The organism is Kitasatospora sp. NPDC093679 (assembly GCF_040683455.1).
Classification (GTDB): domain Bacteria; phylum Actinomycetota; class Actinomycetes; order Streptomycetales; family Streptomycetaceae; genus Kitasatospora; species Kitasatospora arboriphila.
Genome location: NZ_JBFBDW010000012.1, coordinates 23,593 through 36,448 on the forward strand (window position 1 = coordinate 23,593; position 12,856 = coordinate 36,448).

Genomic DNA, 12,856 nt, shown 5'->3' on the forward strand with positions numbered 1-12,856 from the left:
GGCCGGGGCTCCGGGGTTCCCGGTCGGCGGCCGGGTCAGAGCTTCGGGGGGCGCGCCTCGTACGGGGTGGAGAGGACGACGGTGGTGCGGGTGGAGACGCCGGCGGCGGAGCGGATCCGGGCGAGCAGGTCCTCCAGGTCGCCGGGGGCGCCGACGCGCACCTTGAGGATGTAGTTCTCGTCGCCGGCGACGCTGTGGCACGCCTCGATCTCGGGCAGGCCGACGAGCCGCTCCGGGGTGTCGTCGGGGGCGCTCGGGTCGAAGGGCTTGACCGAGATGAAGGCGGTCAGCGCCAGGTCGACGGCCTCCGGGTCGACGATCGCGGTGTACCCGCGGATCACGCCGCGCTGTTCGAGGCGGCGCACCCGCTGGTGCACCGCCGAGGTGGACAGGCCGGTGGCCTTGCCCAGGTCCGTGTAGCTCATCCTGCCGTCCTGCAGGAGCAGCTGGACGATGCGCTGGTCGAGATCCTCCACAACGCGCAAACCTACTCGATGGTGCACGGCCGCGTCGCCACCGCGTCGGCGCACCGCCCCGGCGGGTGCGCCGCGGCGGCCGGGGGGCGCACGGGGCGCGGGCGCGGCGGCACATGCCGCGGGAATGTGGCGAAGGCCACAGCCCGTGCATCACCGTGCGCCGCTCCGCAGGGTTATGACCCCCCGTCCGCGGGAAATGCTGCTGGTGGCCGGGGCCGACGAAGGCCCGGCCCGATCCGAGGGGGATCACATGCCTGCTACTGACCAGCGTCCGCGCAGCGAGGACGAGGAACGCACCGAGTTCGAGTACGCCCTGGGGGTGGACCCGGGCGAGGCCGACACGTGGGAGATCGTCCGCGTGCACTGCCCGGCCTGCGACCGCCCGATCGCCCTGATCGGCGACGAGGAGCGGCTCCCGCAGCACGCCGTGCTGCCGACCGCGTGGCACCCCTTCTCCGCGGCGCTCTGCCCGGGCACCGGCGCGCCGACCGACGAGCTCGCCGAGTGCGAGGAGCCGGCCGAGGACGGCGGTGGCGGTCTGGCCGCGCTGCTCACGCTCCCCGCCGAACTGGACTGGCGCACCCAGCCGTTCTCGCACGCCGGCGCGCCCTCCGACGGCCCCGCGCGGATCCCCGCGCAGCGTTCCCGCCGGCGCTGACCGCCCGGCGGACGAACCCCGCGCCGGGCCGCCCGGCCCGGCCCGCTTCCCCGGCGGAGCCCGCCTCCCCGGCGCAGTGCCGCGCGACCGCCGGCCGCCCCCGCGGCCGTCGGCGCCCCCACCTCCGTGGGTGGCCCCGCGGCGACGCATCCCGTTCCCTCCGCCCGGCCGGACCGTCGCGGGTCTCCCCGCGCCCGCCGGGCGCTCCCCCGACACGCCCGATCGCCGACGGCCCGGTCTCACCGGTTCGGGCGAGGCCGCGGTGCGTGCGGCCCGTGCCGACGGGTGATCCGCTCCCCCGCCCGGTTGACGGGACGCCCACGGACCGCGCGGTGCGGGGCACCCGTGCAGGTCGGGCCGTACGGCGCCGCCGCGGGCGCGCCGGTGGGCCGCGTCCGGGCCGCGGCACGCGTGCCCGCCCCGGGGTGCTCCGGTCCCGGCGGTGCGCCGCCGTACGCTGGCCGCATGACGGAACTCGGTGATCTCGCGATCCGGCTGGCGGCGCTGCCGCCGTCCCTGGGCCCGGTCCGGCTGGTCGCGGTCGACGGACACGCGGGCTCGGGCAAGACCAGCTTCGCCGACAAGCTCGCCGCCGAACTGGGCGGCGCCCCGGTGGTGCACCTGGACGACCTGGCCACGCACGAGGAGCCCTTCGGCTGGACGGGGCGGCTGCACGACCAGGTGCTGGCCCCGTTCGCGCGCGGCGAGGACGCCACCTACCCGGTGTACGACTGGGAGCGGCACCGCTTCGGCGAGCCGTGCACGGTGCCGGCCGCCCCGGTGGTGCTGGTGGAGGGGGTGGGCGCGGGCCGGCGCGCGGTGCGCCCGGTGCTCGCCCACCTGGTGTGGATGGAGCTTGACGCCGCGTCCGCGAACGCCCGCGGGCTGCTGCGGGACGGCCCGGAACTGGCGGCGTTCTGGCAGAGCTGGATCCGCGCGGAGCGGGCGCACTTCACCGCCGACCCGAGCCGTCCGCACGCGGACGTGACGGTCGACGGGATCACCGGGAGGATCGTCGGGTGTACCCACGGTGAGCCCGCATCACCCTCTTGACCTGGGCTGTCGCCAGGATTTAAGTTCATGGCGTCGCGAGATTGGTTGATCTCGCAACCTCTCGACACGGCATCTCCGGCTTGTTCCCCCGTGAGCCGGAGATGCCGTTCTGCGTTCGCGGCCTCGCCGCCCGCCGCTCAACGACCGCGCTGCCACGGATATTTGACCCGGCGCGGCACCCTTCCGGATCAGCGCGGCCCCGGTACGATTCCAGGCAGGCGCGCATGCGCCCCGGGGGCTGCGCGAACTGACGGATGGTCCGTCCGGCGATCCGTCGGCCGACCGGGCCTCGATGCACACTGCGGGGGGCGTGGGGTGACGGTGGACAGCGGCAACGGTTCCGGTGGCACAGGACCGCACAGGCAGGCCGACCGGGCCTGGCTCAGGGCGATGGACGCGTACGCGGCGGGCTCCTACGCCCGCGCCGAGGAGGAGTTCCGTACGGCCGTCAGGCTGGACCCGGGCATGGCCGACGCCTGGCTCGGACTGCACGCACTGCGCTGCGACACCTCCGGCGCCCTGCTCGCGATGCACCGCCACCGGGCCCGCTTCGGCGAGCAGCGGCTGCGCCACCGGCGCCCGCTCAGCTCCTGGTACTGGCTCGGCTGGTGGGTGCAGCCGGTGCTGGAGGACGGCCGCGACCTCGCGCTCGCGCACGCCTCGCACTGGCTCGACGGCCGGCACCTGGCCGAGCTCGACCGCGCCCTGGCGGACTGCCCGCCGCCCGACGAGGACCCGTCGGTGCGCTTCCTGCACGCCTGCCGCTCCTACCTGGTGAAGGACTGGGAGCAGCTGATCCGGGACACCGACCGGCTGCTGGACGACCCGCTGCTGGGCATCGAGGCCGGCCTGTTCGGCGGCATGGCGAGAGTCAGGCTCGACATGTGCGCGCAGGCGCAGGCCCCGCTGGCCGCCTCGCTGGCCCGCTGCCGCTCGGAGCAGCCGCAGCGCAAGGAGCTGCGCTACTGGCTGGCCCGCGCCTACGAGGGGGCGGGCCGCAGCGCCGCCGCGCTGCCGCTGTACCGGGCGGTGCACCGGGCCGACCCGGCGTTCATGGACACCGCCGCCCGGCTCGCCGCGATCACCTCCGAGGACGCGGCGCTGGACGGTCTGGTCGACCCGCTGGACCTGCAGCAGTCCTTCGACGGTCCGGACGTGCTGGACGCCGTGGAGACGGTGCCGGAGGCGGTCTCCCCGCTCGCCCTGCCGCCCGGTTTCGGGGAGCCGGCCGACCTGGCGGACGCCCCGGGCTTCGGCGGCCTGGGCGGGGCGCTGGGGCGCACCGAGCCGGGCGGGGCGGCCGCGCCGGCCGCGGCCGAGCCGGTGGCGGAGCGCTCGGGCGCCGCGGAGGCCGCGCCGGCCGCTCCCCCGCGCACGCCCGGCGAGGCCGAGTCCGCGGGCGGGCCGGCCGCGGCGGGCCCCGCGGCGGCGGGCCTGCAGCAGGAACTGGAGGCGGCCCTCGCCGAGCTGGAGCGGATGGTCGGTCTGGACCCGGTGAAGCGGCAGGTGCGGGCGCTCTCGGCGCAGCTGCGGATGGCCCGGCTGCGGGCCGAGCGGGGGCTGCCGGTGCAGCCGCCGAAGCGGCACTTCGTCTTCTCGGGGCCGTCCGGCACCGGCAAGACGACGGTGGCGCGGATCCTCGGCCAGGTCTTCCACGCGCTCGGCCTGCTCTCCGGCGACCACCTGGTGGAGGCCCAACGGGCCGACCTGGTCGGCGAGTTCCTGGGGCAGACGGCGGTGAAGGCGAACGACCTGATCGACTCGGCGCTGGACGGCGTGCTGTTCATCGACGAGGCGTACAGCCTGTCCAATTCCGGCTACAGCAAGGGCGACGCCTACGGCGACGAGGCGCTGCAGGTGCTGCTGAAGCGGGCCGAGGACAACCGGGACCGGCTGGTGGTGATCCTCGCCGGCTACCCGGAGGGGATGAACCGGCTGCTGGCGGCCAACCCCGGCCTCAACTCGCGGTTCACCACCCGGGTGGACTTCCCGAGCTACCGCCCCGGCGAGCTGACCGAGATCGGCCGCAGCCTGGCGCTGGAGGGCGGCGACGGCTGGGACGAGGACGCCGCGGAGGAGCTCTCCTCGATCTGCGCCCACGTGGTCGGCGAGGGCTGGATAGACGAGCTCGGCAACGGCCGGTTCATCCGCACCCTGTACGAGAAGTCCTGCGCGTACCGCGATCTGCGGCTCAGCGCCCACCGCGACCTCCCCAGCCGGGAGGACCTCGCCACCCTCCGCCTGCCGGACCTGCTCCAGGCGTACGGCGAACTGATCGACGGCCGCACCGGCTGAGCCCTGCCGCCGGGCGTGCGCCGTTCCGGTGAGCGGCCCGGTGCCTGCGGCCGGTCTCCGCCGCCCCGCCCGGCCGGGCTGGTACCAACAAGGGTGCTCGCGACGACCCGGCGCCCCGCCCCGCAGACCGTGGCGCTGCTCCTGCTGACGGCGGTCACCGGCATCGTCGAGGCCGCGAGCTTCCTCGGCCTCGGCCACGTGTACACCGCGGTGATGACCGGCAACATCCTCTTCCTGGGCTTCGGACTGGGCGGCGCGCACGTGTCGGTCGCCGGTGCCGGGCTGGGCCTCGCCGCGTTCTCGCTGGGCGCGCTGCTCGGCCACCGGGTGAACGAGGCGCTGGTGCGGCGGCACGGGGTGCGCTGGCCGCCGCCCGCGGTGGCCGGGGTCGGGCTGCTGCTGGCGGTCGGCGCGGTGGCCGCGGCCGGCCTGCCGGAGCAGCAGGACCTGCCCTCGGGCCGGGCGCTGGTGGTGCTCGCCGTGCTGGCGCTGGCGATGGGCTGGCGGAACGCGATCGCGCTGCGGATCGCCGCCCCGGACCTGCCGACCACCGTGCTCACCCGCGGTCTGACCGGCCTGCTGCGGGTGCACGCCGAGATGGACTCGCGCGAGCGGGCCGCCTCGGCGGTGGTCGTGATGTGCGGCGGCGCGGCGCTCGGCGCCCTGCTGCTGCGGGCCGGACCGGCGGCGCCGCTGGCGGCCGGTGCGGCCGTGGAGCTGGCCTCCGCCGCGCTGTTCGCCGTCTACGGCGGGCGGCAGGACGCCGCCGGCCCCGTGCGGTGAGCACGGGGCCGGCGGACCGGGCTGCGGCCCCTACAGGGCGGCGCTGCGGTGGTCCGGGTCGTGGACCTCGCCGACCAGCTCCTCCAGGACGTCCTCCAGGGCGACCAGGCCGAGCTGACGGCCGTCGGCGTCGACGACGGCGGCCAGGTGGGCGGCGGCCCGGCGCATGGCGCCGAGGGCGTCGTCCAGCGGCAGTCCGGCGCGCAGCTCGGGGATCGGGCGGCGCAGCCGCTCGGGCATCGCCGCGTCCGGGTCGTCCAGGTCGAGGACGTCCTTGACGTGCAGGTAGCCGAGCACGGTGCCGGCCGCGTCGGCCACCGGGAAGCGGGAGAAGCCGGTGCGGACGGCGAGCCGTTCGACCTCCCGGGCACTCACCCCGACCGGGACGGTCACCAGCTGGTCGGGCTTCAGCAGCACCTCGGTGACCGGCCGCTCGCCGAGCTCCAGGGCGTCCTCCAGCCGCTCCTGGCGCTGCTCGTCGAGCAGTCCGGCGTCGGCGGAGTCGGCCAGCAGGTGCAGCAGCTGCTCGCTGTTGAAGACCGACTCGACTTCGTCCTTGGCGTCGACCCCGAACAGCCGCAGGACCGCGTTGGCGAAGGCGTTCAGGAAGGCGATGAACGGGCGGAGGATCCGGGCGAGCCGGTCGAGCGGCGGGCCGAGCCAGAGCGCGGCCTTCTCCGGGCCGGCGAGGGCGATGTTCTTGGGCACCATCTCGCCGACCACCATGTGCAGGAAGACCACGACGGCGAGCGAGACCGCGTAGCTGAGCGGGTGCATCAGCGGCTCGGGCACGCCGACCGCGTGGAAGGGGTCGTGCAGCAGGTGGGCGATGGTCGGCTCGGCGAGGGCACCGAGGCCCAGCGAGCAGACGGTGATGCCGAGCTGGGCGGCGGCGAGCATCGCGGAGACGTTCGACAGTGCGTGCAGCACGGTGCGGGCGCGCCGGTTGCCGGACTCGGCGAGCGGCTCGATCTGGCTGCGGCGCACCGAGATGACGGCGAACTCGGCGCCGACGAAGAACGCGTTGCCGAGCAGCAGCAGGATCGCTGCGGCCAGTTGGAGGAAGGTCATCGGTCCTTCCCCCCGTCCGTGCCGCCCTCGCCCGCGAGGTCGGGGTCGGTCCGCTGGATCCGGACCCGGCCGGTGCGGTGCCGGTCGACGGCGAGCACGGTGAAGCGCCAGCCGGGCAGTTCGGCGGTGTCGCCGACGGCGGGCAGTTTGCCGAGCAGGTCGGCGAGCAGGCCGCCGAGGGTCTCGTAGGGGCCCTCCGGGGCCTGCAGGCCGATGATCTCCAGCTGGCCGGTCCGGGTGAGGCCGTCGGCCTCCCAGACGGGCAGGCCGTTCTCGGCCGGCATCGGCCGCAGGTCGGGTTCGTCGGCGGGGTCGTGCTCGTCCTGCACCTCGCCGACGATCTCCTCGACGATGTCCTCGACGGTGACGACGCCGGCGGTGCCGCCGTACTCGTCGACCACGACGGCCATCGGCTGCTGGCGGCGCAGCCGGTCGAGCAGTTGCTCGGCGGGCAGGGTCTCGGGGACGAGCAGCGGCGGGGAGGCGAGGTGGGCGACGCGGGTGTGCCCGCGGCGGTCCTCGGGGACGGCGAGCGCGTCCTTGAGCGTGACGGTGCCGGTGATCTCGTCCAGGTTGTGCACGTACACCGGGAACCGGGACAGGCCGGTGGCGCGGACGAGGTTGACGACGTCGGCGGCGGTGGCGTCGTGGTGCAGCGCGACCACGTCGATCCGCGGGGTCATCACGGACTCGGCGGTGAGCCGGCCGAGGCCGAAGGTGCGCACGAAGAGCGTCGCGGACTGCTGGTCTATGGCACCCGCGCGGGCGGAGTGCCGGGCCAGGGCGACGAGTTCGGCGGGGGTGCGGGCGTGGCCCAGCTCCTCCTGCGGTTCGATGCCGAGCGCGCGGACCATCGTGTCCGCGGAGCCGTTCAGGAAGCTGATCAGCGGGCGGCAGGCGGCGGAGAAGGCGCGCTGCGGGCCGACGACGGCGTACGCGACCTGCAGCGGCCGGGAGATCGCCCAGTTCTTCGGGACGAGCTCGCCGATGACCATCTGCAGCACGGTGGCGCCGATCATGCCGATCACGACGGCGGCGCCGCGGGCGGCGCCCTCGGACAGGCCGATCGCGGTGAACACCGGCGAGAGGATCACGGAGAGGGCGGGCTCGGCGAGCATGCCGACCACCAGGGAGGTGATGGTGATGCCGAGCTGGGCGCCGGAGAGCTGGAACGAGAGGTGCCGCAGGGCCTTGGAGAGGCTGCGGGCCCGGACGTCGCCGGCCTTGGCGGCGCGTTCGACGGTGCCGCGCTCCACGGTCACGAAGGCGAACTCGGCGGCCACGAAGAGGCCGTTCGCGAGGATGAGCAGGAAGGCCGCGAGCAACAGCAGCCAGGCGGTGGTCATCGTGCCGCCTGCCTGCCGAGGGTCGGACGCAGGGCGGCGCCGGTACTACCGGACGGATCGTCCATGGACGGGGAGTGTCACTCCTCAGGTCGGTTCGGGGGCGGCGGGCACTTTTGCCCTGGCTTTACCAGCCGTCACCAGCCTAGACGATACCGAACGAGTGTAGGGATCCGGCCTGTGCGGGCCGTCAGCGACGCGCCGTCCCGCGCTCGTCGACGAGGTCGCGCAGCGTCCGGGCGGCGGTGATCGCCTGATCCCGGCCGGCGGCGGGCTGGATGCCGACCGCGGCGAGCGAGGTGCCGTCGGCGAGGTCGAGGATCACCCAGGGGTCGCCGGCCCGCAGGTTCACCCGGACGATCTCGGCCCAGGCGAGGCGGCGGCTGCGGACGAAGTTGACCACCGTGACGCCGTCCTCGTCGGCGCTCACCCGGGGCCGGGCGAGCATCAGGCCGACGGCGGCGAAGAGGAGTCCGCTGATCACCATCATGGCGCGGTCGTTGGTGTGCCAGTTCGCCGGGAGGATCACGGCGAGCACGGTGAACACGATCACCAGCACGGCACAGAGCGGCAGCAGCACGAAGCGGTTGCGGCGCGGCGACCAGGTCACCGGCAGGACGGCGGCGGGGGTGGACAACGGGGTGGCTCCAGGAAGGCGCGGGGCGGGGGCCGGCCGGCCCCCGCCCCGGAGGATCGGTCAGAGGCGGCAGGCGTGGATGTTGGTGACCAGGATGGCGCGGGCGCCGATCGCCCACAGGTCGTCCATGATCCGCTGGGCCTCCTTGCGGAGCACCATGGACCGGACGGCCACCCAGCCCTCGGTGTGCAGCGGCGAGACGGTCGGCGACTCCAGGCCCGGAGTCAGCGCGACGGCCTCGCCCACCTTCTCGGCGCGGATGTCGTAGTCCATCAGCACGTACCGGCGGGCCACCAGGACGCCCTGGAGGCGGCGCAGGAACTGCTCGACGCCCGCGTCGTCGCCGGCGCCCTTGGGACGGATCACCACGGAGTCGGAGACCAGGATCGGGTCGCCGAACACCTCCAGGCCGGCGTTGCGCAGGCTGGTGCCCGTCTCGACGACGTCCGCGATGACGTCGGCGACCCCGAGCTGGACGGCCGTCTCGACCGCGCCGTCCAGCTTGGTGACGGTGGCCTTCACCCCGCGCTCGGCGAGGTGCTGCTCGACCAGGCCGGTGTAGGAGGTGGCGATCCGCATGCCCTCCAGGCCCTGCACGTCCTCGACCTGCACGCCGACCGGGCGGGCAAAGCGGAAGGTGGAGCCGCCGAAGCCGAGGGCCAGCACCTCCTCGGCGTCCGCGCCGGAGTCCAGCAGCAGGTCGCGGCCGGTGATGCCGACGTCGAGCCGGCCGGAGCCGACGTACACGGCGATGTCCCGCGGCCGCAGGAAGAAGAACTCGACCTGGTTCTCCGGGTCGACCAGCACGAGTTCCTTCGGGTCCTTGCGCTGGCGGTAGCCGGCCTCATGCAGCATCTCCGCCGCGGGACCCGAGAGAGAACCCTTGTTGGGAACGGCGATGCGGAGCATGGGAGATGGGTCCTTCACTGTGGGAGGGATGGCTGACACGGTGCGGTCAGAGGTGGGCGTACACGTCGTCGAGCGTCAGCCCGCGGGCGATCATCATCACCTGAAGGTGGTAGAGGAGCTGGGAGATCTCCTCGGCCGTCTGCTCGTCCGACTGGAACTCGGCGGCCATCCAGACCTCGGCGGCCTCCTCGACGACCTTCTTGCCGATCGCATGGACGCCCTGCTGGACGAGCTGCGCGGTGCGGGAGGACGAGGGGTCGCCGGAGGCGGCCTTCTGCTGGAGCTCGGCGAAGAGCTCCTCGAATGTCTTCGAAGCCATGATGACCTCACCATACGGGGTGCGGGCTGACCGACGGTAAACGGTTCCGGACCGTGGACAGTCCGGTGGGACAATCCCCCGTTCTACCGCCAGGGCTCGCTGACGCCGCGCAGCGCGACCGCGGTGGCGACGGCCGCGGTGACCGCCTCGTGGCCCTTGTCCTCGGCCGAGTCGGGCAGGCCTGCGCGGTCCAGCGCCTGCTGCTCGTCGTCACAGGTCAGCACGCCGAAGCCGACCGGCACGCCGGTGTCCACCGCGACCTGGGTCAGGCCCATGGTGGCGGCCTCGCAGACGTAGTCGAAGTGCGGGGTGCCGCCGCGGATGACCACGCCGAGGGCGACCACGGCGTCGTAGCCGCGGCCGGCGAGGTGCTTGGCGGCGACCGGCAGCTCGAAGGTGCCGGGCACCCGCAGCACGGTCGGCTCCTCGATGCCGAGCTCCTTGAGGGCGCGGTGGGCGCCGTCCAGCAGGCCGTTCATCACCTGGTCGTGCCACTGCGCGGCGATCACCGCGACCCGCAGGTCGGCGCAGTTCTTGATGGTCAGCTCGGGGGCTCCGTGGCCGCTCACGTCGTACTTCTCTCTGTCTCGAAGGCTGTGCCGGTGTGCGAAGGCTGTGGTGGTGCGGGGTGGCTCAGGAGTCGGCGTCGAGCCACGGCAGGTCGTGGCCCATCCGGTCCCGCTTGGTGCGCAGGTAGCGCTCGTTGTGCTCGCCGACCCGGACCTCGACGGGCAGCCGGCCCTTCACCTTCAGGCCGTGCTCGGTGAGCGCGTTCTGCTTGTGCGGGTTGTTGGTCAGCAGGGTGAGCGAGCGGACGCCGAGGTCGGAGAGCATCTGCGCGCCGATCGAGTAGTCCCGGGCGTCCGCGGGCAGGCCGAGGTCCAGGTTGGCGTCGACGGTGTCGCGGCCGCGCTCCTGCAGCTCGTAGGCGCGCAGCTTGTGGCTGAGGCCGATGCCGCGGCCCTCGTGCCCGCGCAGGTAGAGGACGACGCCGCGGCCGGCCTCGGCGACCTGGCGCAGCGAGGCCTGCAGTTGCGGGCCGCAGTCGCAGCGCAGCGAGCCGAGCACGTCGCCGGTGAGGCACTCGGAGTGCAGCCGGACGAGGACGTCCTCGCCCTCGGGCAGGCGGCCGTCGGCGTCGAGGCCGCCGGCGACCAGCGCGAGGTGCTCGACGCCGTCGATGGTGCCCTTGTAGCCGACGGCGGTGAAGTCGCCGTACTCGGTGGGCAGCGCGGTGACGGCGGCCCGGTCGACGTGCAGCTCGGTGCGGCGGCGGTAGGCGATCAGGTCCTCGATGGAGATGATCGCGAGGCCGTGCTCGCGGGCGAAGGCGACGAGTTCGGGCAGCCGGGCCATGGTGCCGTCGTCGTTGACGACCTCGGCGATGGCGCCGGCCGGGGCGAGGCCGGCCAGCCGGGCGAGGTCGACGGAGGCCTCGGTGTGGCCGGGGCGGACGAGGACGCCGCCGTCCACCGCGCGCAGCGGGAAGACGTGGCCGGGGCGGGTGAGGTCGGCGGCCTCGGTGCCGGGCGAGGAGAGCAGCCGGATCGTGCGGGCGCGGTCGGCGGCGGAGATGCCGGTGTCCACGCCGTCCCGGGCGTCGACGGAGATGCTGTAGGCGGTGCCCTTGCGGTCCTCGTTGACGGCGGTCATCGGCGGCAGCTTGAGCCGGTCGAGCTCCTCGCCGGTCATCGGGGCGCAGATCACGCCGGAGCTGTAGCGGATGGTGAAGGCGAGGAGTTCGGGGGTCGCGGCGGAGGCGGCGAAGACGATGTCGCCCTCGTTCTCGCGGTCCTCGTCGTCGACCACGATCACCGCGCGGCCGAGGGCGATGTCGGCGATGGCGCGCTCGACCGGGTCGAGGGCGAGCTCGTCGGGGTGCTGGATGGTCATGCCGTGACTCCCTGCGGGACGTTGGCGGTCGAGGGACGGGCCGTACGGGTGCTCAGCCACCAGGTCCGCAGGCCGAGCAGCACCAGCACGAAGTAGATGGCGAAGGTGAGGGCGGAGAAGACGTAGCCGTGGGTGTAGGAGTACGGGACGCCGATCAGGTCGACGGCGATCCAGGCGAACCAGAACTCCACCCATCCGCGGGCCTGGGCGACCATCGCCGTCAGGGTGCCGACGAAGATGTAGGCGTCCAGCCAGGGGGCCCAGGACAGCTTCGGGAAGGCCGTGAACAGGCCCGCCACGGCGGCGGTGCCGAGTGCGGCACCGGCCACCAGCAGGGCGCGCTCGCGCCAGGAGGCGAACCGGACGGCGAGCGCGCCGCCGTCGCGCCGGCCGCGCTGCCACTGCGCCCAGCCCCAGGCCGCGGTCACGATGACGACCAGCTGCTTGCCGACCATGCCGGGGGCCTGCCCGCCGAGGAAGGCGGCGACGAGGACGGCGCCGGCCAGCAGCTGGACGGGCCAGCTGAGCACCGAGCGGCGCCAGCCGAGGGCGAGCGCGGCCAGGCCGAGCAGGTTGCCGATCATGTCGGCCCACTTCACCTGCTCGCCGAAGGCGGTGAAGGCCACCGAGGTCAGCGCGCTCACGAGGCGTCCTTCGCGAGGTGGTCGGGCAGGGTGCGGGTGTCGAGCAGCCGCTCGACGTACTTGGCGAGGACGTCCACCTCGAGGTTGACCGGGTCGCCGACGGCCTTGGTGCCGAGGGTGGTCAGTTCGAGGGTGGCGGGGATCAGCGAGACGCTGAAGGAGTCGAGGGCGGCGTCGACGACGGTCAGGCTGACGCCGTCGACGGTGATCGAGCCCTTCTCGACCAGGTACCGGGTGATAGACCGCGGCAGCGAGAAGCGCAGCACCTCCCAGCGGGGGTCGCCGTCGGCGTCGAGGTCGCCGGGGGCGCGGGAGAGCAGCTCGCCGGTGGCGTCGACGTGGCCCTGGACGAGGTGCCCGCCGAGCCGGGCGCCGAGCGCCATGGCCCGCTCCAGGTTGACCCGCGAGCCGGGCCGCAGGGCGCCGAGGCTGGAGCGGTGCAGCGTCTCGGCCATCACGTCGGCGCTGAACTCACCGGTCTCGGCGGCCAGTTCCTCGGGGCTGTCGACGACGGTCAGGCAGACGCCGTTGACCGCGATGGAGTCGCCGTGCTTCGCACCGGAACAGACCACCGGGCCGCGCAGGCGGATACGCGAGGAGTCGCCGATCTCCTCGATGGAGACGACCTCGCCGAGCTCTTCGATGATGCCGGTGAACACCCGGGTTCTCCTCGCGCTTAGGGGCGCGGACTCCGGGGCGGCACGGGAGATGACGCGGACAGCACGACCGGGAGGGAACCCGCCTCCGGCGCCGTCGCCGAAGAGAGCTCTCCTGT

The 12,856-nt window shown here is 74.2% G+C and carries 14 protein-coding genes; 4 read left to right on the top strand and 10 right to left on the bottom strand.

Annotated elements, in window-relative coordinates:
• Positions 1–35: 35 nt before the first annotated feature.
• Positions 36–476, bottom strand: coding sequence for an Lrp/AsnC family transcriptional regulator (locus tag AB0O09_RS12850; protein WP_344626544.1), 441 nt, complete (start codon positions 474–476; stop codon positions 36–38).
• Between the two features lie 250 nt (positions 477–726).
• Here AB0O09_RS12850 and AB0O09_RS12855 point away from each other — a divergent pair, with 250 nt between their 5' ends.
• The 4 genes from AB0O09_RS12855 (at position 727) to AB0O09_RS12870 (ending at position 5,265) form a co-directional block, all read left to right on the top strand.
• Positions 727–1,134: a hypothetical protein gene (locus AB0O09_RS12855; protein WP_344626545.1), complete on the top strand. Its 408-nt coding sequence runs from the start codon at positions 727–729 to the stop codon at positions 1,132–1,134.
• A gap of 465 nt (positions 1,135–1,599) precedes the next feature.
• Positions 1,600–2,187, top strand: coding sequence for a hypothetical protein (locus AB0O09_RS12860; protein WP_363541646.1), 588 nt, complete (start codon positions 1,600–1,602; stop codon positions 2,185–2,187).
• Positions 2,188–2,577: 390 nt separating this feature from the next.
• Complete coding sequence (locus AB0O09_RS12865; protein WP_363541647.1) at positions 2,578–4,482, top strand: AAA family ATPase; 1,905 nt, start codon at positions 2,578–2,580, stop codon at positions 4,480–4,482.
• Between the two features lie 93 nt (positions 4,483–4,575).
• Positions 4,576–5,265: a YoaK family protein gene (locus AB0O09_RS12870; RefSeq protein WP_363541648.1), complete on the top strand. Its 690-nt coding sequence runs from the start codon at positions 4,576–4,578 to the stop codon at positions 5,263–5,265.
• Between the two features lie 30 nt (positions 5,266–5,295).
• Here AB0O09_RS12870 and AB0O09_RS12875 read toward each other — a convergent pair whose 3' ends face one another.
• The 9 genes from AB0O09_RS12875 to AB0O09_RS12915 all read right to left on the bottom strand — a co-directional run bounded on the left by AB0O09_RS12875 (position 5,296) and on the right by AB0O09_RS12915 (position 12,740).
• Complete coding sequence (locus tag AB0O09_RS12875) at positions 5,296–6,336, bottom strand: hemolysin family protein (RefSeq protein WP_363541649.1); 1,041 nt, start codon at positions 6,334–6,336, stop codon at positions 5,296–5,298.
• Positions 6,333–7,682 carry a hemolysin family protein gene (locus AB0O09_RS12880; protein ID WP_363541650.1) on the bottom strand — a complete coding sequence of 450 codons (1,350 nt, stop codon included), beginning with the start codon at positions 7,680–7,682 and terminating at the stop codon, positions 6,333–6,335. Before AB0O09_RS12880 ends, AB0O09_RS12875 begins: the two co-directional genes overlap by 4 nt.
• A gap of 187 nt (positions 7,683–7,869) precedes the next feature.
• The gene (locus AB0O09_RS12885; protein WP_363541651.1) at positions 7,870–8,316 is read right to left on the bottom strand and encodes a PH domain-containing protein; all 447 of its coding nucleotides are present in this window, start codon (positions 8,314–8,316) and stop codon (positions 7,870–7,872) included.
• Positions 8,317–8,376: 60 nt separating this feature from the next.
• Positions 8,377–9,225, bottom strand: coding sequence for an ATP phosphoribosyltransferase (gene hisG, locus AB0O09_RS12890; RefSeq protein ID WP_344626552.1), 849 nt, complete (start codon positions 9,223–9,225; stop codon positions 8,377–8,379).
• Positions 9,226–9,271: 46 nt separating this feature from the next.
• Entirely contained in the window at positions 9,272–9,544 is a 273-nt protein-coding gene (locus tag AB0O09_RS12895; protein ID WP_100887339.1) for a phosphoribosyl-ATP diphosphatase, read from the bottom strand.
• 83 nt (positions 9,545–9,627) lie between these two features.
• Positions 9,628–10,113 (bottom strand): 6,7-dimethyl-8-ribityllumazine synthase, encoded by a 486-nt coding sequence (gene ribH / locus AB0O09_RS12900; protein ID WP_344626553.1) that lies wholly within the window; start codon positions 10,111–10,113, stop codon positions 9,628–9,630.
• Positions 10,114–10,177: 64 nt separating this feature from the next.
• Entirely contained in the window at positions 10,178–11,437 is a 1,260-nt protein-coding gene (locus AB0O09_RS12905; protein WP_363541652.1) for a bifunctional 3,4-dihydroxy-2-butanone-4-phosphate synthase/GTP cyclohydrolase II, read from the bottom strand.
• Positions 11,434–12,021, bottom strand: a complete 588-nt coding sequence (locus AB0O09_RS12910; protein WP_363541782.1) for a nicotinamide mononucleotide transporter family protein — start codon at positions 12,019–12,021, stop codon at positions 11,434–11,436. Before AB0O09_RS12910 ends, AB0O09_RS12905 begins: the two co-directional genes overlap by 4 nt.
• Positions 12,022–12,077: 56 nt before the next feature.
• Complete coding sequence (locus tag AB0O09_RS12915; RefSeq protein ID WP_363541653.1) at positions 12,078–12,740, bottom strand: riboflavin synthase; 663 nt, start codon at positions 12,738–12,740, stop codon at positions 12,078–12,080.
• Positions 12,741–12,856: the final 116 nt, after the last annotated feature.

What these genes read in the sequence shown, in the direction of transcription:
- AB0O09_RS12855 (WP_344626545.1), top strand. Translation starts at nt 727, where the DNA reads ATGCCTGCTACTGACCAGCGTCCGCGCAGCGAGGACGAGGAACGCACC.
- AB0O09_RS12905 (WP_363541652.1), bottom strand. Translation starts at nt 11,437, where the DNA reads ATGACCATCCAGCACCCCGACGAGCTCGCCCTCGACCCGGTCGAGCGC.
- AB0O09_RS12880 (WP_363541650.1), bottom strand. Translation starts at nt 7,682, where the DNA reads ATGACCACCGCCTGGCTGCTGTTGCTCGCGGCCTTCCTGCTCATCCTC.
- AB0O09_RS12895 (WP_100887339.1), bottom strand. Translation starts at nt 9,544, where the DNA reads ATGGCTTCGAAGACATTCGAGGAGCTCTTCGCCGAGCTCCAGCAGAAG.
- AB0O09_RS12910 (WP_363541782.1), bottom strand. Translation starts at nt 12,021, where the DNA reads ATGATCGGCAACCTGCTCGGCCTGGCCGCGCTCGCCCTCGGCTGGCGC.
- hisG (WP_344626552.1), bottom strand. Translation starts at nt 9,225, where the DNA reads ATGCTCCGCATCGCCGTTCCCAACAAGGGTTCTCTCTCGGGTCCCGCG.
- AB0O09_RS12875 (WP_363541649.1), bottom strand. Translation starts at nt 6,336, where the DNA reads ATGACCTTCCTCCAACTGGCCGCAGCGATCCTGCTGCTGCTCGGCAAC.
- AB0O09_RS12860 (WP_363541646.1), top strand. Translation starts at nt 1,600, where the DNA reads ATGACGGAACTCGGTGATCTCGCGATCCGGCTGGCGGCGCTGCCGCCG.
- AB0O09_RS12865 (WP_363541647.1), top strand. Translation starts at nt 2,578, where the DNA reads ATGGACGCGTACGCGGCGGGCTCCTACGCCCGCGCCGAGGAGGAGTTC.